Below are 21,534 nucleotides of genomic sequence, written 5' to 3'. Positions count from 1 at the left end.
GGCCGCTGATACGGTGAAACGAATGTTGCGCCCGTGTATCACATGAGAGCACGTGGTAACGGTGTCCACAAGGCTCATGACGACAACTGTCGATGGTTTGCGATGAGGGGAGTCCACGGTGGCGCTGGTCGAGGGGATGCTGTCGGGCAAGGTGGCGTGGGTGACGGGCGCCAGTCAGGGCGTCGGCGCGGCGGTCGCCGAGGGGCTGGCCCGGGCCGGCGCGTCGGTGATCCTCCAGTCCCGGCGGCCGGACGCGCTGGACGAGGTGCGGGACCGGATCGCGGCCGGCGGCGGCACGGCGGAGGTGGTCGCCGGTGACGTCGCCGACGAGTCGGCCGCGAACGCCGTGGTGGCCCTGGCGCGGCGGCGGTGGGGGCGGCTCGACGTCCTGGTCAACAACGCCGGCATCAGCCCGGCGCTGCACCGCAGCGAGCGGCTCAGCCTCGGTGACTGGCAGCAGGTGATCGACACCAACCTGTCCGGGGTGTTCGTCTGCGCCCGCGCGGCCGGCGCGCTCATGGTCGAGCAGGGCGCGGGCAGCATCGTCAACATGTCCTCCGTGCACGGTCAGGTCGGCTTCCCGCGCCTGGCCGCGTACAGCGCCAGCAAGGGCGGCGTCGAGCAGCTCGCCCGCACGCTGGCGCTGGAGTGGGCGGCGGTCGGCGTACGCGTCAACGCGGTGGCGCCCGGCTACCTGGAGACCCCGATGACCGAAGGGTTGCGCGGCCACGAGCAGTGGTCGAAGCGGCTGCGCGACCGTATCCCGATGGGCCGGTTCGGCCGTCCCGAGGAGGTGGTCGGCGCGGTGCTGTTCCTGGCCTCGGACGCCGCGAGCTACGTCACCGGCAGCGTGTTGCACGTGGACGGTGGCTGGACCGCGCAGTGACCGGCGGGCCGTTTGGTTAGTCCGCGTTCGTCGCCAGGTTGCCGTCACGACGCGATACCGCGCCAGATCACGGCCACTCCTTCCCAGGAAGTTAACCCTCGTTTACAGTGCTGCCATCGGCTGCGGAACCCGCGCGGGCACCACGGCGAGGGGTGCGGCCAGCCCTGCCACCACCAGGCCCGGTTGCGTGTGAAGGAGTAGCCCATGGACCCCGCCCACGTCCTCGCCGAGGACTGCGCCAAGAAAGCCGCCGACCTGACCGTCCCGGCGCTGCTGCACCGCAACGCCACCGAGTACGCCGACCGGCCCGCGCTGACCACGCTCGGCCGGGACGACACCCGCACCTGGGCCGCGCTGCGCGACGAGGTCGCCGAGCTGTCCGCCGGCCTGGCCGAGATCGGCCTGGAGGCCGGGCGGCACATGCTGATCATGATGTCCAGCCGCACCGAGCACTGGCTCGTCGACCTCGCGGCGGTCCACCTGGGCGCGGTGCCGTCCACGATCTACCCGACGCTCAGCGCCGAGCAGATGCGCTACCTGGCCCGGCACAGCGCCGCCCAGGTGCTCGTGCTGGAGGGGCCGGCCGAGCTGGAGCGCTGGCGGCCGATCCTGGCCGATCTGCCCGACCTGCTGCGGGTGGTGCTGGTGGACGAGCCCGCCGAACCGGTCGCCGACGCGGTGCCGCTGTCGCGCGTGCGTACCCTCGGCCGGGCCGCACGCGAGGCGGACCCGGACGCCTTCGAGCGGCGCTGGCGCACGATCCGGCCCGAGCATCCGGTGACGCTGCTCTACACGTCCGGCACGACTGGTAACTCGAAGGGCGTCGTGCTCAGCCACCACAACGTGATCTACCAGGCGGTGGCGCTGGACGCGATGGTGTCCGTCCCCGACCACGCGCCGACGGTGGCCTACCTGCCGCTCGCGCACATCGCCGAACGGTTCCTCGGCATCTACAACCCGATCTACCGCGCCGGGCACGTGACGATCTGCCCCGACGCCACGCAGCTCGTCGCGGCGCTGCGCACCGTCGGCCCCGCCTCGTTCTTCGGGGTGCCGCGGGTCTGGGAGAAGATGGCCGCCGGCGTCCAGGCCCACCTGGCCACCGCCGAGCCCGCGGTCCGCGCCGCCGTCGCCGCCGCGAGCGCTGTGACACTGGAGGCGTACGAGCTGCGCGCGGCCGGAGAGCCGGTGCCGGACGAGCTGGCCGCCCGGGTGGCGCAGGCCCGGGACACCGTGCTGCGGCCGTTGCAGGCCACCCTCGGCCTGCAGAACATGACCTGGCCCGGCAGCGGCGCCGCCCCGATCCCGGTGGACGTGCTGCGGTTCCTCGCCGGGCTCGGCGTCGACGTGCTGGAGGTGTGGGGTCTGACCGAGACCACCGGCACCGCCACCCTCAACACCCCCGACCGCTTCCGCACCGGGACGGTCGGCCGCCCGAACGTGGGCATGGAGGTACGCCTCGCCGGCGACGGTGAGATCCTCGTCCGGGGTCCGCTGGTGTGCTCCGGCTACCTGCGCGAGGACGGTGGCGTCGAGCCGGTCGTCGACGCGGACGGCTGGCTGGCCACCGGCGACGTCGGGACGCTCGACGACGACGGCTTCCTCACCATCACCGACCGCAAGAAGGAACTCATCATCACGTCCAGCGGGAAGAACATCTCGCCGGCGCAGATCGAGAACCTGCTGCGGGCGCACCCGCTCATCGGTCAGGCGGTCGCGATCGGCGACCGGCGGCCGTACGTCACGGCGCTGATCGTGCTGGACGAGGAGGTCGCGCCGCAGTGGGCGCGCACGCACGGCGTCAGCGACCCGCAGCTGCCCACGCTGGCCTCGGACCCGGTGCTGCTGGCCGAGATCCAGGCCGCGGTGGACGCGGCGAACGCGCGCCTCGCCCGGCCGGAGCAGGTCAAGACGTTCCAGGTGCTGCCGTCGGCGTGGACGCCGGAGTCGGGCGAGCTGACCCCGACGCTGAAGCTACGGCGCCGGGTCATCGTCGACAGGTACGGCGACCGGATCGACGCCCTCTACCGGCCGGGCGACGCGGTGGCGGAGCCCGTCACGGAGTAGCGCCGGGTCGATGCCGGGCGGGGGTGGCGGCGCGCCGAGGTCGGCGGGCCGGTACCCCCGCGGGTAGCCGGGATAGGTGCGGTTGCGCGGCGCGCGGGTCAGCCGGCTCACGGTCCGCGCGGGCAGCAGCCGCACCACGGCGGCCCGGGCGCGCAGCGCGCCGCCGACCAGCGCGGTCAGCGGTCGCGGCGCGGCCGGCAGCCCGAAGGCGGCCCGCATCTCGGGCGGCAGCAGCGCGCGCACCGCGAGCCGCGCGGCCGGGCGCAGCGGCGCCGGGTACCAGGACGCGAACAGGTCCAGCGTGTACGCCGCGACCCGCTCGTTGCTCGGCGTACGGCGGAACGTGTCCCGCTCGTACGCGTCCTTGAACGCCCGGAACGCGTCGAAGTCCGCCGGGACGTCGCGGATGCCCATGCGCGCGCCGACCGCGCGGTAGTAGTGGAACGCGGCCAGCCGCTCGTGCTCGTGCAGCGGGCGCCAGCCGTACCGGTCCAGCCAGTCGATCGGCTCGTAGACGAACGTCGACAGCACGTACCGCATGTCGTCGTTCGAGATCGCGTACCGGCCGTGCGCCCGGTTGACCACCCGCAGCGCCTCCCGGCCGCGCGGCGAGTCGTACCCGTGCTCCAGCAGCTCGGCCATCAGCAGCGCGGTGTCGTCGTAGCGCTGCTGCGCCCGCAGCCGGAACTCGCCAGTCGCGTCGAGCAGCGCGGAGATGCTCGGCACGCAGAACGTGCGCAGCAGCGCCAGCTCCAGCGCCCGCTGGTAGTCGAAGGGGAACTCGTATCCGGCGGAGAGCCGGTAGATCTCGTGGTGGTCGCGGACCGGATCGAGCGTCTCGATCCGGCGCAACCAGCGGTACCGCCCGTCACGAGCCATCGCCACCACCCCCACCGTCCACCCTTGCCGATGCAGTCAAGCTCCTCTATGTTAATAGAAAATCACATCCCCGGATAACTCGAAACCTGCTTGGGCGCACCTCACGGGCCGGTGTTCAGGGCGATGTCCGGTCGAACCGGGAAGTGGTGCTAATGGAGAATCTCAGTAGACGAAGCGTCCTGACGCTCGGCGCCGCGCTGGGACTGGTAGCGGTGGCGGACGCCCCGAAGGCGTGGGCGTGGTCGTCGTCCGGCTCGATCGCCGGGACCGACACGGTCACCGACCCGTGGGACGTCTGGGACGACGACACCGACCCGCTCGTCGCCTCGATGCTGGACGCCGGTCAGATCCCGGCGGTGAACACCGCGTTCGCGTCCTGGATCCGCAACGGCGACGCGCTGCCCGCCGGCCTGCCCCCGGCGCTCACCACCTACCTGCGGCGGGTCAACACGCTGCCGTCCTGGGCCGACCAGGCCAAGCTGGACCGCGCCGCCCAGTTCAACAAGCGCATGAGCATGTACCTGTTCCTGCTCTACGGCCTGGGCAGCGGGATCATGAGCACGGTGATCCCGCGCGAGGCCCGCAACGTCTACTGGTCCGAGGGCGGCGCGGACATGAAGTCGCGCGCCGCGAAGACCTTCACCTACGGGTACGACCTGAGCGCCCCCGACGCGTTCAAGGCCACCGGCAGCTTCGTGGTCACCTCGCACAAGACGCGGCTCACCCACGCGGCCGTGCGGCACCTGCTGCCGCAGTCCGCGCCGTGGCGCGGCGTCACCGACCACCCGATCCCGATCAGCAACGGCGACATCCTCATCACCTTCCACAGCCTCGGCACGTACGTGCACCGCAAGCTGCTCGACTGGCGTCGCTGGGGACTGCGGATGTCGGCCGCGGAGGAGGAGGCCTACCTGCACATGTGGCAGGTCGCGCTGCACCTGCTCGGCGTGCGCGACGAGTTCATCCCGAACAGCTGGGCCGCCGCCGAGGAGCAGTCCCGGTACGCGCTGTCCCCGCTGCTCGCGCCGACGCCCGAGGGCATCGACCTGGCCGACATCCTGCTGAACCTGACGTCCTCGGTGGACCTGGGCGTCACCCGGGGATTCCAGCGCGAGTTCGCGCGCTACGTGCTCACCGACCGGATCGGCGACTGGCTGCGGCTGCCCCGCGACTACATCTCCCGGGGCGTGATCGAGGCCGGCTGGCCGACGTACGTGATGTTCCGCGAAGGGCTCTCGCCGCTCATGCCGGAGACGTTCGGCCTGTTCGACAGGTTCATCCGCGGGCTGGCGATGCTGTTCCTCAACAACGGCTCGTCCGCGTCGCACACCCCGATCACGATCCCGGTCATGAACCGGCCGGGCACCTGAGTCCGTGCCGGCTCAGAGCGTCAGGGCGCCGGTGACCAGCGCGGTGACCGCGTCCCGGTGGCCGGGCGAGTCCTGCCAGCGCAGGGCGCGCCCGGCCTCCACCGCCACGCCGAACCCGGCGTGCACGAGCAGCCGGGCCTGCCGCCGGTCCAGGTCCGGCCGGACCGCCCGCAACTGCTGCTCCCAGACCGCGATGTGCTCCCGCTGGGCGAGGATGAGCGGACGCCGTACGTCGTCCGGCAGGCCGGCCACCTCCGCCTCGGCCACGCTGTTGAGGGTGTTGTGCTCGAAGCAGTAGGCCACGTACGCCGCCGCCAGCGCGACCACCGCCTGCCGTGGGTCGGCCGCCCGCTGGAGGCTGCGGTCCACCGCCTGGGCGAGCAGTTCCGCCGCCTGGAGGCAGGCGGCCACGAGGATGTCCACCTTGCCGGGATAGTGGCGGTAGATCGCGGACGGTGCGAGCCCCACCGCCTGGGCGATCTGCGCGTTGGTGACTGTGGCGAACCCGTCCCGGGCGAACAGCGGTACGGCCGCGGCCAGGATCTCCGCACGCCGCGTCCGGGGCACCGGCTGGGCGGGCAGCTCGACCAGCCGCGCCGTCCCGGCAGCGGTGGCCGGATCGGTGGCCACCACCCGCATCGCGGACCGCAGCACCAGATCCTCGATCCGGCGCTGGGCGATCGAGGTGCGGTGCATGGTCACCGAGCCGATCACCCCGAGCGCGGCCACCGCCCGCAGCCGCTCGTCGGGCAGCGGGTAGTCCCGCCGTACCATCTCGGTCACCCGGCCCACGACGTGGCCGAACTTCGCGCGGAGCAGGTGGCGGTCCGCGCGGCCGAGGTAGCGGGCCTCCCACCGGTAGATGCCGCCGGAGGCGCGGTGCGCGACGGTGACCCGGGTGAGGGCCAGCAGCACGTCGGCCAGCGCCGCGTCCGGCGGCCACTCGTCGATGACCCCGACCAGGTTGTCCACCATCACGTTGGCGCACTCGGCGAACAACGCGTACTTGTTCGGGAAGTGGCGGTACAGCGCGGGCGCGCTGATCCCGACCGCCGCGGCGATCTCCTCCATGGACGCGCCGTGGTAGCCGCGCTCGCTGAACACCTGCCCGGCCGACTCGACGATGACCTGTCTGCGGTTGCGGGGCCGGGTGGCCGCGGCCGGCCCGGTGGTCACCGGATCGTCCGGGCGGACGCGGACGGGCACGGGACCATGGGTGTCAGTCAACCACAGCGCCTCACGCCGCCCGCGCGCTCGCGGTGACGCCGGTCAGGCGTGCAGGACGGCGAGCGCGAGCCGGGCGGTCTGGTCGTCGTAGCCGGCGGTGCGGTCGAAGCGGCCGAGCCGCCCGACGTCGGTGACCACGTTCAGCGCGGCGTGCACGAGCACACGGGCGTCGGCGGCCGGCAGGTCCGGTCGTACCGCCCGGACCAGGCCCACCCACTCCTCGACGTGCAGCCGCTGCGCGCCGCGCAACTGGTGGCGGTCCCGGTCCGGCAGGTTGTTGTTCTCCGCCAGGTACACCGCGACCAGGTCGCTCTGGCCGAACGCGAAGTCGACGTAGGCGCGCACCACCCGGTGCAGCGCGTCGGCCGGGTCGCTCGCCTCGGCGATCGCCGCGGTGGTGGCCCCGGTGAGCCGGTCGGTGGCCCGGTAGTAGGCGGCCGCGAGCAGGTCGGCCTTGCCGGGGAAGTAGCGGTACACGCTGGACGCCTGCATGCCCGCGGCGCGGCCGATGTCCTCGACCGCGACTGCGTGGTAGCCGTGCCTGTGGAACAGGCGCATCGCCTCGATGAGCAGCAGTTCGCGCCGCGACGCCGGACGCACCGGCCCGGTGGCGGGCATGTCCTGCGGCGCGGTACGCCGCCGGAGCGGCACCGTCGGCGCGTCGGTCCGCAGCAGCGTCCAGGCGACCCGGGTGAGCAGGTGCTCGGTGTCGGCGCCGGTGGCCGCGGCCCGGTACGTGGTCACGCTGCCGAACGCGCTCAGCGCCGCGTTCACCAGCAGGTCGGCCTGCGCGGTGGTCAGCTCGGGACGCAACTCGCGCAGCGGCGCGGCGACGCGGCCGACGAGCGTGGCCATCGAGGCGGCGAACTCCTGCCGGTGCTCGGGCGTCAGGTAGCGGCCCTCCCACTGGTACAGCCCGGCCACCCGCCGCCTGCTCACCGCGACCTCGGCGAGCGCGCGCAGCAGCTCGTCGAGCAGCCCGTCGGCGTTACTCGCCGCCGGCTGTCCGGTCGCGGCGAGCAGGGCGCCGACGACCTCCCGGGTGGCGTGCACCAGGATCGCGTACTTGTTCGGGAAGTGCCGGTAGACGGCCGGCCCGCTGATGCCGACGGCGGCGGCGATCTCGTCCACCGAGACGCCGTGGTAGCCCCGCTCGCAGAACAACTCGGCCCCGGCGAGCGCGATTCGGGCCTTGCGGTCCTTGGGCCGTCTGACCGGTGCCGGGGCGGTGTCGCTGGCTGCTTGTCGCACAGCTACACGTTAGCGCCCCCTCGCGTACATCCGGTGACGCCCCTCGGCCGTTTCCCCGGCGGGGTCGGAGCCGGACAGCGCGGAACGCGTCTTGACAAGCGGCGGCAGGCTCAAGAAAAGTTAGGCGAAATTCGCATGCGGGTGAGCAATGAGGAGCTTGGCATGACGACCGATGCGTTCATCTACGACGCGTTGCGCACGCCGCGCGGGCGGGGCAAGCCGACCGGATCGCTGTACGGGGTGAAGCCGGTTTCGCTGATCACCGGCCTGATCGAGGAGACCCTGCGGCGGATGCCCGGCCTCGATCCGGCGCTGATCGACGACATCGTGCTCGGGGTGGTGTCCCCGCTCGGCGACCAGGGCGCCGACATCGCCCGGACCGCCGCCGTCGCCGCCGGCCTGCCCGACACGGTGGCCGGGGTCCAGCTCAACCGCTTCTGCGCCTCCGGGCTGGAGGCGGTGAACATCGCCGCGCAGAAGGTGCGCTCCGGCTGGGAGGACCTCGTCCTCGCCGGTGGCGTCGAGTCGATGTCCCGGGTGCCGATGGGCTCCGACGGCGGGGCCTGGGCGCTCGACCCGGAGGTCAACTTCACCACCGGGTTCGTGCCGCAGGGCATCAGCGCCGACCTCATCGCCACCATCGCCGGCTTCGATCGGGAGACGGTCGACGCGTACGCGCTCCAGTCGCAGGCGCGGGCCGCGAAGGCGTGGGCCAACGGCTACTTCGCCCGGTCCGTGGTGCCGGTACGCGACCGTAACGGGCTGACCGTGCTGGACCGGGATGAGCACATCCGGGCCGACTCGACGGCGGAGAGCCTCGGCGCGCTGCGCCCCTCGTTCGCCGAGATCGGTGAGAAGGCGGGCTTCGACGCGGTCGCGTTGCAGAAGTACCACTGGGTCGAGCGCATCGAGCACGTCCACACGGCGGGCAACTCCTCCGGCATCGTGGACGGCGCTGCGCTCGTCGCGATCGGCAGCGAGGCGGCAGGCGCCGCCGCCGGTCTCACCCCGCGCGCCCGCGTCGTGGCCACAGCGCTCAGCGGCGCCGACCCCACCATCATGCTCACCGGCCCGGCCCCGGCCGCCCGCAAGGCGCTCGCGAAGGCCGGTCTCGGCGTCGACGACCTCGACCTGGTGGAGATCAACGAGGCGTTCGCCGCGGTGGTCCTGCGGTTCGTCGCCGACCTCGGCCTGAACCCGGACATCGTCAACGCCAACGGCGGGGCGATCGCGATGGGCCACCCGCTCGGCGCGACCGGCGCCATGATCCTCGGCACGCTCGTCGACGAACTGGAACGACGCGGCGGCCGCTACGGCCTGGCCACGCTCTGCGCGGGCGGCGGCATGGGCATCGCGACCGTGATCGAACGAATCTGAGGAGCACGAATGGCAAACACCATCCGGTGGGAGCACGGCGACGACGGCATCGTGCTGCTCACCCTCGACCACCCCGGCCGCTCGGCGAACGTGATGAACGCGGAGTTCGGCGAGAGCCTGGCGGCCACCGTGGACCGGCTCGAAGCCGAGCGTGACCGGATCACCGGCGTGATCGTCACCTCGGCCAAGAAGACGTTCTTCGCCGGCGGCGACCTGGAGACCCTGGTGCGGCTCACGCCCGCCGACGCCGAGGCGTCGGCGGCCGACGCGGCCGCGCTCAAGCAGGCCGTACGCCGGCTGGAGACGCTCGGCCGCCCGGTCGTCGCCGCCGTCAACGGATCGGCCCTCGGCGGCGGACTGGAACTGGCCCTGGGCTGCCACCACCGCGTCGTGCTCGACGACCCGGCCATCGAGATCGGCTTTCCCGAGGTCACGCTCGGTCTGCTGCCCGGCTGCGGCGGCGTGGTGCGTACCGTCCGGCTGCTCGGCGTCACCGCCGCGCTGACCGACTGGCTGCTGCGCGGCCAGCGCCGCCGGCCGCAGGACGCGCTCGCGCACGGGCTGGTCGACGAGTTGGCCGCCGACCGGGACGCCCTGATGGCCGCCGCCCGTGAGTGGATCGCCGCCCACCCGGACGCGACCCAGCCGTACGACCGCAAGGACTACCGGATGCCCGGCGGCACCCCGTCCAGCCCCGGCCTCGCGGTGCAGTTGCCGGCCATGCCCGCGCTGCTGCGCAAGCAGCTCAAGGGCGCGCCCTACCCGGCGCCCCGCAACATCCTCGCCGCCGCCGTCGAGGGCGCTCAGGTGGACCTGGACACCGCGTTCGTCATCGAGGGGCGGTACTTCACCGAGCTGGCGACCGGCCAGGTCGCCAAGAACATGATCAAGGCGCTCTTCTTCGACCTCCAGACCGCCCGGTCCCGCACCGCCGGTGGCGACCACGAGCCGGTACGCATCGTCGCCGTCGCCGGCGCGGGCATGATGGGCGCCGCCATCGCGTACGTCTGCGCCCGCGCCGGGATGCGGGTGGTGCTCAAGGACGTCACCGCCGAGGGCGCGGCGCGGGGCAAGGCGTACTCGGCGGGCCTGCTCGACAAGGCGGTCGCGCGGGGCCGGTCCACGCCGGAGAAGCGGGACGAGATCCTGGGCCGCATCCACGCCACCGGCGACCTCGCCGACCTGGCCGGCGTCGACCTCGCCATCGAGGCGGTCTTCGAGGACCCGGCGCTCAAGCACAAGGTGTACGCCGAGATCGAGCAGGTCGCGCCGGACGCGCTCATCGCCTCCAACACCTCCACGCTGCCCATCACGCTGCTGGCCGAGGGCGTCAGCCGGCCGGAGGAGTTCGTCGGGCTGCACTTCTTCTCCCCGGTGGACAAGATGCCGCTGGTCGAGGTGATCCGCGGGGAGCGGACCGACGAGGCCACGCTGGGCCGCGCGCTGGGCGTCGTCCGCCAGTTGCGCAAGACGCCGATCGTGGTCAACGACAGCCGGGGCTTCTTCACCAGCCGGGTCATCGGCACGTTCACCAACGAGGGCGTGGCGATGCTGGCCGAGGGCATTCCGGCGGCGACCATCGAGCAGGCCAGCAGCCAGGCCGGCTATCCCGCGCCGGTCCTCGCGCTGATGGACGAGCTGACCCTCACCCTGCCCCGGAAGATCCGCCAGGAGACGGCCGCCGCGACAGTGGCCGCCGGGGGCACCTGGCAGCCGCACGCCGCCGACGCGGTGATCGACCGGATGATCGACGAGTGCGGCCGGACCGGACGCTCCGGCGGTGCCGGCTTCTACGACTACCGCGACGGGAAGCGGGCCGGGCTCTGGCCGGGGCTGCGGGAGCAGTTCGGCGGCACGAACCTGGACACGCCCTTCGAGGACCTCAAGGAGCGGATGCTCTTCATCGAGGCGATCGAGTCGGTGCGGTGCCTGGAGGAGGGCGTGCTGACCTCGGTGGCCGACGCCAACGTCGGCTCGATCCTGGGCATCGGCTACCCGAGCTGGACCGGTGGCGTCCTGCAGTACGTCAACCAGTACGACGGCGGGCTGCCGGGCTTCGTGGCCCGTGCCCGGGTGCTCGCAGAGCGCTACGGCGAGCGGTTCGACCCGCCGCCGCTGCTGACGGCCATGGCCGAGCGGGGCGAACGGTTCGAGTAGCGGCGGTCAGAGCGCGGCGGCGAGTCGCTGGGCGCTCATGTACGCGATGGCCTCCACGGAGATCATCGGGTTGACGCCCAGCGACCCCGGGAAGGTCGACGCGTCGGCGAGGACCAGGTTGGGGACCTCCCACGTCGCGCCGTCCGGCCGGGCCACCGACGTCGCCGCGCTGCCGCCCATCCGGGCCGCGCCCATGATGTGCAGGGCGGCCATGGCGACCTGCCCGGGCGCGGTCCCCAGCGTCTCGACGTGCCGGACGAACTCGTCGATGGAACCCGTGCCGCGTTCCCAGACCGGGCCGCGCTGGTGTCCGGACCAGAGCCGCAGCGCTCCGGCCGCCTCGACGATCCGGGCCGCGCCGGCGATCCCTGCTCGCAGATGGACCGCGTCGTAGGGGGAAAGGCGGTAGTGCACCACCGGCTCGCCGTCGCGGCCGACCCGGACCTCACCGCTGTCGCGGTCGCGGGTGATCACGCCGACCCCGCCGAGGTGCGGCAGCGCGCGCATCCGGTCCAGATGTGCCCGTCCGCCCGTCCAGCTCATGAACGACACAGCGGTGGCCGGGTTGGTGGCGGCGGTCTCGTAGATGACGCCGTAGCCGCGGCCGTCGAGATCGGCGTGTTCGGTGGAGTACCGGGTCTGCATCCCGCCCTCCCACGGCCGCACCTCCTCGGCGAACACGCCCCACACGCCGGTCGCGGGATGCAGGTGCAGGTGCCGGCCGATGTTCGGGTTGGTGAGCCCGGAGCGGCGGAGCAGGGCGGGTGTCTGCACGCTGCCGGCCGCGACCACCACGGCGCGGGCGCGTACGGCGACCGGGTGGCCGTTCGCGGTATGGCCGGTCACGCCCGTCGCCCGGCCCGCTTCGACGGTGACGGTCCGCACGTCGACGCCGACGACGAGCCGCGTACCGGCGCGCTCCGCGTCGGCCAGCCAGGTCTTCGTCGCGGACCGTTTGGCGCCGATCCGGCAGCCCAGGCCGCAGCGCCCGCACTCGACACCGGTGTCGCAGCCGTCGACGTTGCGGGGCATCTCGTCGACGTGCCAGCCCAGGCGGTTCAGTCCGCGCTCCATCAGCGCGTCCCGGGAGGAGATCCGGCCGTGCTCGCGGTTGACGCCGAGCCTCGACCACACCGCGTCGAGGCAGCTGTCGTACTCGTCGGTGGCGAACTGCGGCACGCCGAGCGCGGCCCACTCCTCGCGTACCCGGGCCGGGGTGGGGAACGACGTGGTGTAGTTCACCACTGTGCCCCCGCCGAGGCACTGCCCCTGGAGGAGGCTGAGCTGGCCCTCGGCGGTGGCGGCGGGGCCCGGGGCGTAGAGCCGGGACAGTCCGGACAGCTCCCCGCCGTCGAAGTCCCGGTCGTCGTAGTAGCCGCCCTTCTCGACGACGACCACGTCCAGGCCGTGCCCGGCGAGGACCGCGGCGGCAGTGCCGCCGCCGGCGCCGGATCCGACGACGACGACGTCGCAGTCCAGCGTGGTCGGCGCGGACGGGTGGACCGGGGTCAGCGGCGGCGCGGGCGCGTCGGGCCGGACCCCGAGCGGTCCGGGGTAGCCGATGGCGTCCCACACGGGCGAGTGCCCGGCCGGCCCCGGCGTCAGGTAGTAGGAGAGGGTGGCGGCGCCCTTGAGCGCCTGGAACAGCGCCCGTTTGGCGGTGATCCGCGAGTGGGCCAGCGCGAGCAGCGTCTTCTCCCGGCGCTCCTGCGACTGCCGGGAGAACGGCCGCGCGGAACCGCCGAGGACGAACTGGGTGGCGGGGGAGTCCCACCGGTCCAGCAGCCGCAGGAACTGCCGGACCTCGGCGGCGCGCGGATTGTGCAGGACGAGTGCGGCCATCACCTCGGTCGCGCCGAGCCGGCTGGCCGACGGGATCCCGGCGCCGTCACCCGGCGCGAACGTGTCGCAGATGCTCGCCAGGGCGGCGCGCTGGCGGTCGGACAGGTGCACGGTGCCTCCGATCGACCGAAGGGCCGGGTGGGTCAGGACATCTGCTCGGACAGGCCGTACGTCTTGGCGATGATCTCGCGCTGGATCTCGCTGGCGCCGCCGTACACGGTGGACACGATCGCCGAGCGGACCAGGCGCTCCATGTCGAACTCGGTGGTGTAGCCGTAGCCGCCCATCATCTGCATCGCGTCCAGCGCGACGCGCCGGGCCGTCTCGGTGGCCTTGAGCTTCGCCATCGAACTCTCCCGGGGCAGCACCGTGTCCGGCGCCTTGTCGACCTTCGCGGCGGTGTCGTAGACCAGCAGCCGGGCGCACTCGATCTCGGTGGCCAGGTCGGCCAGGCGGTGCCGGATCACCTGGAACGATCCGATCGGCCGGCGGAACTGGCGGCGGTCCTTCACGTACGCCACCACGTCGTCGAACGCGCGCCGGGCGATGCCGAGCACCACGCTGGCGAGGATCAGGCGTTCCATGTTGAGCCCGGCCATCAGCTGCCGCCAGCCGTGGTCGACCCGGCCGACCACCGCGTCGGCGGGCAGCACGCAGTCGGTGAAGTAGAGGTCGTTGACCTCGCGGCCGCCCATGGTGTCGATGCCGGAGACGGTCAGGCCGGGCGCGCCGGCCGGGACCAGGAACATGGTCAGGCCCTGGTGGTCGCCGGCCCGGCCCGAGGTGCGCGCGACGAGCAGGATGTGCTCGGCCAGGTGGGCGTTGGAGCACCACGTCTTCTGCCCGTTGACCACCCACCCGTCGCCGCGCCGCTCGGCGCGGCAGCTCAGGTTCGCCACGTCGGAGCCGGCCTCGGGCTCGGACATCGCGACCGCCTCGACCACGCCGCGGGCCACGCCGCTGAGGATCAGCTTCTTCTGCTCCGGCGTGCCGAACCGCTGGTACGTGGCGGCGACGATGATCGAGGTGGTGAACCCGCCGATGGGCGCCATCGCCCGGCTGGTCTCCTCCAGGAACAGGCACAGCTCGGTCATGCCGGCGCCGCCGCCGTCGTACTCCTCCGGCAGCGACAGGCCGAGCCAGCCGAGTTCGGCCATCTTCCGGTACAGCTCCGGGCTGTGCGGTTCCCGCCCGCCGTCGGTGAGACGGTGCCGTTGCTCGCGGGTGCCGACCTCGCGGCGGCAGAAGTCCCGCACCGCCTCGACAAGTGACAGTTGCTCGTCGCTCCACTCCACCGCGGTACCTCCAGCGCATCGTGAGGGATTGACAGCAAGGCTAGACTATCGAATATCAAATGTCAGGAGGCCGCCGATGACGTCCCTCGTTGAGCACCCCCGCCGGCTGCGCGTCGTCGACCCGGTGACAGGTGAGCACCGCGCCGACTACGACATCGCCGACGACGCCGCCGTGCGCGCCGCCGTGACGCGGGCCCGCGAGGCGGCCGGCTGGTGGGCCGGGCTGGACGCCAGGCAGCGCCGCCGGCACCTGCTGGCGTACAAGGCGGCGGTCGCGGGCGGCATCGAGGAGCTGGCCGGCATCGTCCGGAGCGAGACCGGCAAGAGCCTCGCCGGGGCTCAACTCGAGGTGATGCTCGCCGTCGAGCACCTGGACTGGGCGGCCCGGCACGCCGCACGGGTGCTCAGGCGGCGGTCGGTCTCCTCCGGCATGCTCGCGTTCAACCAGGCCGCCTCGGTCGAGTACGTGCCGTACGGCGTGGTCGGCGTGATCGGGCCGTGGAACTACCCCGTCTACACGCCGATGGGTGCGGTGTCGCACGCGCTCGCCGCCGGCAACGCGGTGGTGTTCAAGCCCAGCGAGTTCACCCCGGGCGTCGGGGTGTGGCTGGCCGAGCGCTGGCACGAGCTGCTTCCCGACCACCCGGTCCTCCAGGTGGTCACCGGCGACGGCACGACCGGCGCCGCGCTGTGCCGCGCCTCGGTCGACAAGATCGCGTTCACCGGGTCGGCAGCGACCGGGCGCGCCGTCATGGCCGCCTGCGCCGAGAGCCTGACACCGGTGGTGATCGAGGGCGGCGGCAAGGACGCGCTGATCGTCACCGCCGACGCCGACCTCGACGCGGCAGCGCAGGCGGCGGTCTTCGGGGGACTCGGCAACGCCGGGCAGACGTGTGCCGGCGTCGAGCGCGTCTACGTCGAACGGTCCGTCTACGAGCCGTTCCTGGCCACGCTCACCGAGCTGGCGCGGCAGGTCCGGCCGGGTGCCGAGCCGGACGCGCCGTACGGGCCGATGACCACGCCCACCCAGCCCGAGGTCGTGCGGCGCCACGTCACCGACGCGCTCGACCGGGGCGGCCGGGCGGTGGTCGGTGACGCGGCTTCGGTGCGGCCCCCGTTCGTGGAGCCGGTCGTGCTGACCGACGTGCCCGAGGACAGCACCGCCGTCACCGAGGAGACGTTCGGCCCGGTGCTCGTGGTCAACCCGGTGGCCGACGCGGACGAGGCGGTCCGCCGCACGAACGCGACCAGCTACGGGCTCTCCGGCTCGATCTTCACCCGCGACCGCCGTCGTGGCCTGGCGCTCGCCGGGCGGCTGCGGGCCGGCGCGGTGTCGGTCAACTCGGTGCTGGGGTACGCGGGCGTGCCGTCACTGCCCTTCGGCGGCGTGGGCGACTCGGGGTTCGGGCGGGTCCACGGCGCGGACGGCCTGCGCGAGTTCGCCCGGGCGCGATCGGTGACGTGGCAGCGGTTCCGGCCGCTGATCGAGGTGATGACGCTTCAGCCGTCCGCCGCCGCGATGAAGCGCTCGCTGGCGATGTTCGCGTGGCGTCATGGCCGCCGGTGACTCACTCGTTCCACACGCCCAGGCCGTCCAGGTGCTTGACCAGCCGCTCCGCGCCGTCGGTGAAGTGCCGGGCCATGACCGGCCGGACCGCCTCCGGGTCGCCCGCCGCGAGCGCGTCGAGCAGCGCCTCGTGATCGGCGACCATGCCGGCCCGCCACTCCGCGTCCGCGGCGTAGAACCGCGACGGCGTGTAGCGGGTCACGGTGCGCAGCAGCCAGGACAGCTTGCGTGCGTCGGCGAGCCGGTTGATCCGGCGGTGGAACTCGTATTCGAGCTGCTCGACCCGGCTGACCTGCCGGGCCTGGGCGGCACGGCGCAGCCGCTCGTGCTGCTGCCGCAGGTCGTCGAGCTGCTCCGGGGTGATGCTGACGGCGACCCGGGCGGCCAGCTCACCGGCGATGTGGCCCTGGAGGCTGAACACGTCGATGATGTCCTGCCGCGACAGCGGCGCCACCACGTGCCCGCGACGCGGTTGCAGCTCGACCATGTCCTCCGCGCGCAGCATCAGCAGCGCCTCGCGTACCGGTGTGATGCTCAGCCCGGTCTCCTGGGCGACCTCTTCGAGCCGGATGCGTTCGCCGGGGCGCAGCTGGCCGGACATGATCCGGTCGCGCAGCAGGCTCGCCACGGTCTCGGAGAGCTGGGGCTGAGAGACGTTCTGGATCCTGCCGCGGTCCGCCACCAGCCCAGAGTATCAAATGTCAAATGTCAGAACAGGAGCGCCGATGAGCTCGACCGTGCCGGAGTCCGAACCGGCCGGCGCCGGACTGCGGGCCGCCACCAGCGACGGCGTCCGCACCATCTGGTTCGACCGGCCCGACCGGCGCAACGCGATGTCGCTGGAGATGTTCCGCGACTACTACGCGGCCCTGGTGGCGGCGGACGCCGACCCGGAGGTCCGGGCGGTCGTGGTCACCGGCTCCGGTGACTGGTTCTGCTCCGGTGCCGACCCGGAGGCGCTCGCCGCGCTGCTCGACGAACGCAACCGCGACCTGCTCGCCGGCGAGTTCGGCTACCCACCGCACCTGCCGCTGACGCTCGGCACGCCGATCGTCGCCGCGATGAACGGCGGCGCGGCCGGCCTCGGCCTGGTCCACGCGCTCTACGCCGACGTGCGGTTCATGGCGGCGCAGGCGCGCCTGTCCACCTCGTTCAGCCGGCTCGGCCTCGTCGCCGAGTACGGCAGCGCCTGGCTGCTGCCCCGGCTGATCGGCGTCGGCGCCGCGCTGGACCTGCTGCTGTCCGGCCGCAAGGTCGACGCGGTCGAGGCGTTCCGGATCGGACTTGTGCAACGCGTGCTCCCGCGCGACGAGGTACTGGCCGAGGCACAAGCCTATGCCGCGGCCCTGGCCGAGCACTGCTCACCGGCGTCCATGGCGGTGATCCGGCGGCAGGTGTGGTCGGGCTCGGAGACCGGCGCCGCCGAGGCCGCCGCCGACGCGATCCGGCTCATGGTCGAGTCCCTGGCCGGCGCCGACTTCGGCGAGGCCCTGCTCAGCCGGGCCCAGGGCCGCGCACCCCGCTTCGCCCCACGGGGCGGCGCGTGAGCGGCCCGCTCGCCGGCGTCCGGGTCGTGGAACTGGCCGGGATCGGACCCGGCCCGTTCGCCGCCATGCTGCTGGCCGACCTCGGCGCCGACGTGGTCCGGGTCGACCGGCCGGAGCCCGGCGCGCTCCCGGCCGGTGACCCCGGGCGGAACCTGCTCAACCGGGGCAAACGCTCGATCGTGGTGGACCTGAAGCACCCCGACGGCGCCGAGGTGGTCCTCGCGCTGGCCGGCCGGGCCGCGATCCTGATCGAGGGCTGGCGCCCCGGCGTGGCCGAACGGCTCGGCGTCGGCCCGGAGGCCGCGCTGGCCCGCAACCCGGGCCTGGTGTACGGGCGGATGACCGGCTGGGGACAGGACGGGCCGCTGGCCCGCGCCGCCGGCCACGACATCGGCTACATCGCCGTAGCCGGGGCGCTGCACCCGATCGGACGCGCCGGCGGGCCGCCGCAGATCCCGCTCAACCTGGTCGGCGACTTCGGCGGCGGCTCGCTCTACCTGGTCGTCGGCATCCTGGCCGCGCTGCACGTGGCGGGTGCCACCGGCCGTGGGCAGGTCGTCGACGCCGCCATCGTGGACGGCGCGGCCCACCTCACCACCCCGTTCGCCGGGATGCTCGCGCAGGGCACCTGGCGACCCGAGCGGGGCCGCAACCTGCTCGACGGCGGCGCACCGTTCTACGACGTGTACGCCACCGCCGACGGCGGGCACATGGCTGTGGGCGCGCTGGAACCCCAGTTCTACGCCGAACTGCTGCGGCTGCTCGGGCTCGCAGGCGCGGACCTGCCGGCACAGCACGACGTGGCCGGATGGCCGGTGCTGCGCGCCCGCTTCGCCGAGGTGTTCGCCGGCCGTACCCGCGACGAGTGGACGGCGGTGTTCGACGGCACCGACGCCTGCGTCGCGCCGGTGCTGTCGCTCACCGAGGCGCCGGGCCACCCGCACCTGGCCGCGCGCGGCACGTACGAGGAGCACTTCGGCGTCCGGCAGCCGGCCGTGGCGCCCCGCCTGTCCGGGACACCCGGCCGGGTCGGCGGCCCGCCGCCCGCGCCGGGCGCGGACACCGAGCCCGTCCTCACCGACTGGGGACTGGGCGCACACCTACCGCGGTGGCTGGACGACGGCGTCGTCGGCCGGAAGCAGGGAGCAGCGCACTGATGCGTATCGGGACGACACTGGCGTACGCCGCCGACCCCAGAAGCGGCGCCGACGACGTGGCCGCCTGGGAACAGGACGGCCTGGACGTGGTCTGGGTGTCCGAGGCGTACGGCTTCGACGCGCCCACCGTGATGGGTTACCTCGCCGCCCGGACGAGCCGGGTCCACATCGGCTCCGCGATCCTGCCGATCTTCTCGCGTACCCCGGCTCTGCTGGCGCAGACCGCCGCGGGCCTGGACGCGATGTCCGGTGGCCGAGCCATCCTCGGGCTCGGCGCGTCCGGACCGCAGGTGATCGAGGGGTGGCACGGCGTCGCGTACGACAGGCCGCTGGCCCGCACCCGCGAGGTGATCGACATCTGCCGGCGGGTGTGGCGGCGCGAGACGCTGACGAACGACGGCCTCTACCGGCTGCCGTTGCCGCCCGGCGAGGGCACCGGGCTGGGCAAGCCGCTGAAGATCCTCACCCACCCGGTCCGCGACCGGATCCCGATCCACGTGGCGAGCCTCGGGGACCGGAACGTCCGGATGACCGCCGAGATCGCCGACGGGTGGCTGCCGTTCCTCTACGATCCGCAGCGCGCGGGCGACGTCTGGGGTGCCGCGCTGGCGGCCGGCCGGGCGAAACGGCCGGCTGACCTCGGGCCGCTGGAGGTGGTGGCCGGTGGGCCGCTGGCGATCGGCCCGGACGTGACCGGGCTGCGCGACCTCGCCCGGCCGCTGATCGCCCTGTACGTGGGCGGGATGGGCGCCAAGGGCCGCAACTTCTACCACGACCTGCTGTGCCGCTACGGCTACGAAGCCGAGGCGGACCGCATCCAGGAGCTCTACCTGGACGGCCGCAAGGCCGAGGCCGCCGCCGCGGTGCCGGCGGAACTGCTGGAACGCACCAGCCTGATCGGACCGGAGAGCTACGTGCGTGACCGGGTCCAGGAGTACCGCGACGCGGGCGTGACGATTCTCAACGTCGCGCCGCTGGGCGAGGAAACGCGGCGCCTCGTCGCCGCGGTCGCGGACATGGTCCGGTAGCGCAGGGGAGGAGCCGACACACATGGACCGCGCGATCTTCACCGCCGACCACCTCGCGTTCGCCGAACTGGTGCGCGCCTTCATCGACAAGGAGATCACCCCGCACCACGAGCGCTGGGAGGCCGACGGCATCGTCGACCGCGGCGTGTGGCGGGCCGCCGGCGCCGCCGGACTGCTCGGCTTCTTCGTCGACGAACGGTACGGCGGCGCCGGGGTCACCGACCGGCGCTTCCACGCCGTCCTGACCGAGGAACTCGCCCGGGCCGGTGCGAGCGGGCCCGCGTTCGGCCTGCACAACGACATCATCGGCCCGTACCTGACCGACCTGACCACCGAGGAGCAGAAGCAGCGCTGGCTGCCGGGCTTCTGCTCCGGCGAGATCGTCACCGCCATCGCCATGTCCGAGCCGGGCGCGGGCAGCGACCTGGCGGGCATCACCACCACAGCGGTACGCGACGGCGACGACTGGGTCCTCAACGGGCAGAAGACGTTCATCAGCAACGGCATCCTGGCCGACCTGGTCGTCGTGGTGGCCCGTACCGATCCCGGCGCCGGGCGGCGGGGGATCAGCCTGCTCGTGGTCGAGCGCGGCATGCCGGGGTTCGAGCGCGGCCGCAACCTCGACAAGCTCGGGCAGAAGGCGCAGGACACCGCCGAGCTGTTCTTCTCCGACGTCCGCGTACCAGCGGCGAACCTGCTCGGCGCGGAGGGCGAGGGCTTCGCCTACCTGATGCGCAACCTGCCGCTGGAGCGGCTGTCGATAGCCGTCGCGGCTCTCGCCGGGGCCGAGACGGTGTTCGCGCAGACGCTCGACTACTGCAAGCAGCGCCAGGCGTTCGGCCGTCCCATCGGGAGTTTCCAGCACAACCGGTTCGTACTCGCCGAACTCGCCACCGAGCTGCGCCTGGGCCGGGTCTTCGTCGACAACTGCCTGGTCGCGCCGGACCTCACCGCGGAGACGGCGGCGATGGCGAAGTGGTGGTGCACCGAGTTGCAGCAGCGCGTCGTGGACCGGTGCCTCCAACTGCACGGCGGCTACGGCTACATGCGCGAGTACCCGGTGGCCCGCGCCTACCTGGACGCCCGCGTCCAGACCATCTACGGCGGCACCACCGAGATCATGAAGGAGGTGATCGGCCGGTCACTCGGCCTGTGAGCCGGGCTCCAGCATGGGTACGAGGAACCGGCGGGCCATGGTCCGCAGCTCGTCGGCGTCGTCCAGGTCGATGACGTGGCTCGGGGTGAGCAGGAAGGAACAGGACAGCCGGGTCATCAGCTCGGCGACCACCTCCACGTCGACTGTGGCGGCGATGGTGCCGGCGCGCTGCTCGCGGCGCAGCTGCCCGGCGACGAACCGCTGCACGGTGGCCAGGGTCCGCCCGCCGTCGCTGATCATCGAGGGGATGAGCACGTCCGGTTCGACGCTCATCAGCCCGCCGATCAGCGGGTTGCGGCGGATCGCGTCCAGCGCGCTGACGAAGCCCAGCACCACCCGGTCGCCGACGGTGGCCGCCTGCTGGATGTCGACCAGGAACCGGTCGAAGTAGCGCCGGAACTCGCGGCGGACCACCTGCTCGACCAGCCGGTCCTTGGTGGCGAACCGGCGGTACGCGGTGATCCGGGAGACGCCCGCCCGCCGGGCCACGTCCTCCATCGTGGAGCGGCGGATGCCCATCCGGCAGAACTGCTCGTAGGCCGCGTCGAGGATCCGGGTCGCCACCTCGTCGCTGTCGTCGGCGCTGTGCAACGCCTCGGTGAAGGCGCGTTCCAGCAGCGACTCGGGCCGGCCGGCCGGTTCGTCGTGACCCGCCTCGGGGGAGGACGCCTGCGCGGGAGCGGTCCGGGCCATGGGTGCCCTCCCGGGGGAGACGGTGACGCGGTTGG

At 73.1% G+C, this 21,534-nt stretch carries 17 protein-coding genes; 10 read left to right on the top strand and 7 right to left on the bottom strand.

Annotated elements, in window-relative coordinates; genetic code table 11:
- The first annotated feature begins 118 nt into the window (after nt 1-118).
- Together FHX31_RS20095 and FHX31_RS20090 are read left to right on the top strand one after the other, a co-directional pair.
- The gene (locus FHX31_RS20095; protein ID WP_184976993.1) at nt 119-886 is read left to right on the top strand and encodes an SDR family NAD(P)-dependent oxidoreductase; all 768 of its coding nucleotides are present in this window, start codon (nt 119-121) and stop codon (nt 884-886) included.
- A gap of 204 nt (nt 887-1,090) precedes the next feature.
- Nucleotides 1,091-2,953: an AMP-dependent synthetase/ligase gene (locus FHX31_RS20090; RefSeq protein ID WP_184976992.1), complete on the top strand. Its 1,863-nt coding sequence runs from the start codon at nt 1,091-1,093 to the stop codon at nt 2,951-2,953.
- Here FHX31_RS20090 and FHX31_RS20085 read toward each other — a convergent pair.
- Complete coding sequence (locus tag FHX31_RS20085) at nt 2,861-3,832, bottom strand: oxygenase MpaB family protein (RefSeq protein ID WP_013474771.1); 972 nt, start codon at nt 3,830-3,832, stop codon at nt 2,861-2,863. The genes FHX31_RS20090 and FHX31_RS20085 overlap by 93 nt on opposite strands.
- A 152-nt stretch (nt 3,833-3,984) precedes the next feature.
- On the opposite strand from FHX31_RS20085, the gene FHX31_RS20080 reads away from it, so the two are divergent.
- Nucleotides 3,985-5,202: an oxygenase MpaB family protein gene (locus FHX31_RS20080; protein WP_013285315.1), complete on the top strand. Its 1,218-nt coding sequence runs from the start codon at nt 3,985-3,987 to the stop codon at nt 5,200-5,202.
- A gap of 12 nt (nt 5,203-5,214) precedes the next feature.
- Here FHX31_RS20080 and FHX31_RS20075 read toward each other — a convergent pair whose 3' ends face one another.
- The gene (locus FHX31_RS20075) at nt 5,215-6,408 is read right to left on the bottom strand and encodes a TetR/AcrR family transcriptional regulator (RefSeq protein WP_236619404.1); all 1,194 of its coding nucleotides are present in this window, start codon (nt 6,406-6,408) and stop codon (nt 5,215-5,217) included.
- Between the two features lie 63 nt (nt 6,409-6,471).
- Entirely contained in the window at nt 6,472-7,680 is a 1,209-nt protein-coding gene (locus FHX31_RS20070) for a TetR/AcrR family transcriptional regulator (RefSeq protein WP_184976991.1), read from the bottom strand.
- Nucleotides 7,681-7,842: 162 nt separating this feature from the next.
- Here FHX31_RS20070 and FHX31_RS20065 point away from each other — a divergent pair, with 162 nt between their 5' ends.
- Both FHX31_RS20065 and FHX31_RS20060 read left to right on the top strand, forming a co-directional pair.
- Nucleotides 7,843-9,057 carry an acetyl-CoA C-acetyltransferase gene (locus FHX31_RS20065; RefSeq protein WP_013285318.1) on the top strand — a complete coding sequence of 405 codons (1,215 nt, stop codon included), beginning with the start codon at nt 7,843-7,845 and terminating at the stop codon, nt 9,055-9,057.
- Nucleotides 9,058-9,066: 9 nt separating this feature from the next.
- Nucleotides 9,067-11,214, top strand: coding sequence for a 3-hydroxyacyl-CoA dehydrogenase NAD-binding domain-containing protein (locus FHX31_RS20060; RefSeq protein ID WP_184976990.1), 2,148 nt, complete (start codon nt 9,067-9,069; stop codon nt 11,212-11,214).
- A gap of 6 nt (nt 11,215-11,220) precedes the next feature.
- Here the strand turns inward: FHX31_RS20060 and FHX31_RS20055 are convergent, their stop codons facing one another.
- Both FHX31_RS20055 and FHX31_RS20050 read right to left on the bottom strand, forming a co-directional pair.
- Nucleotides 11,221-13,167 carry a GMC family oxidoreductase N-terminal domain-containing protein gene (locus FHX31_RS20055; protein WP_184976989.1) on the bottom strand — a complete coding sequence of 649 codons (1,947 nt, stop codon included), beginning with the start codon at nt 13,165-13,167 and terminating at the stop codon, nt 11,221-11,223.
- A gap of 32 nt (nt 13,168-13,199) precedes the next feature.
- A complete protein-coding gene (locus tag FHX31_RS20050; RefSeq protein WP_013474776.1) occupies nt 13,200-14,351 on the bottom strand; it encodes an acyl-CoA dehydrogenase family protein in 1,152 nt (383 codons plus the stop codon).
- Between the two features lie 76 nt (nt 14,352-14,427).
- Here FHX31_RS20050 and FHX31_RS20045 point away from each other — a divergent pair, with 76 nt between their 5' ends.
- Nucleotides 14,428-15,918 (top strand): aldehyde dehydrogenase family protein, encoded by a 1,491-nt coding sequence (locus tag FHX31_RS20045; RefSeq protein ID WP_184976988.1) that lies wholly within the window; start codon nt 14,428-14,430, stop codon nt 15,916-15,918.
- Between the two features lies 1 nt (nt 15,919).
- Here FHX31_RS20045 and FHX31_RS20040 read toward each other — a convergent pair whose 3' ends face one another.
- The gene (locus tag FHX31_RS20040) at nt 15,920-16,600 is read right to left on the bottom strand and encodes a GntR family transcriptional regulator (protein ID WP_013285323.1); all 681 of its coding nucleotides are present in this window, start codon (nt 16,598-16,600) and stop codon (nt 15,920-15,922) included.
- Nucleotides 16,601-16,643: 43 nt separating this feature from the next.
- Here FHX31_RS20040 and FHX31_RS20035 point away from each other — a divergent pair, with 43 nt between their 5' ends.
- Genes FHX31_RS20035 through FHX31_RS20020 form a run of 4 tightly spaced genes read left to right on the top strand, consistent with a single transcriptional unit; the run spans nt 16,644 to nt 20,806 of the window.
- Nucleotides 16,644-17,465: an enoyl-CoA hydratase-related protein gene (locus FHX31_RS20035; protein WP_184976987.1), complete on the top strand. Its 822-nt coding sequence runs from the start codon at nt 16,644-16,646 to the stop codon at nt 17,463-17,465.
- A complete protein-coding gene (locus FHX31_RS20030; RefSeq protein WP_013474779.1) occupies nt 17,462-18,622 on the top strand; it encodes a CaiB/BaiF CoA transferase family protein in 1,161 nt (386 codons plus the stop codon). The genes FHX31_RS20035 and FHX31_RS20030 overlap by 4 nt, the downstream gene beginning before the upstream one ends.
- Entirely contained in the window at nt 18,622-19,650 is a 1,029-nt protein-coding gene (locus FHX31_RS20025) for an LLM class F420-dependent oxidoreductase (protein WP_184976986.1), read from the top strand. The genes FHX31_RS20030 and FHX31_RS20025 overlap by 1 nt, the downstream gene beginning before the upstream one ends.
- A 22-nt stretch (nt 19,651-19,672) precedes the next feature.
- Nucleotides 19,673-20,806 carry an acyl-CoA dehydrogenase family protein gene (locus tag FHX31_RS20020; RefSeq protein WP_013474781.1) on the top strand — a complete coding sequence of 378 codons (1,134 nt, stop codon included), beginning with the start codon at nt 19,673-19,675 and terminating at the stop codon, nt 20,804-20,806.
- On the opposite strand, the gene FHX31_RS20015 is transcribed toward FHX31_RS20020, so the two are convergent.
- Nucleotides 20,792-21,499 carry a TetR/AcrR family transcriptional regulator gene (locus FHX31_RS20015; protein WP_013474782.1) on the bottom strand — a complete coding sequence of 236 codons (708 nt, stop codon included), beginning with the start codon at nt 21,497-21,499 and terminating at the stop codon, nt 20,792-20,794. The genes FHX31_RS20020 and FHX31_RS20015 overlap by 15 nt on opposite strands.
- Nucleotides 21,500-21,534 lie beyond the last annotated feature (35 nt).

Source organism: Micromonospora sp. CNZ286, assembly GCF_014207755.1.
This window is presented reverse-complemented; position numbering and strand designations above follow the sequence as displayed.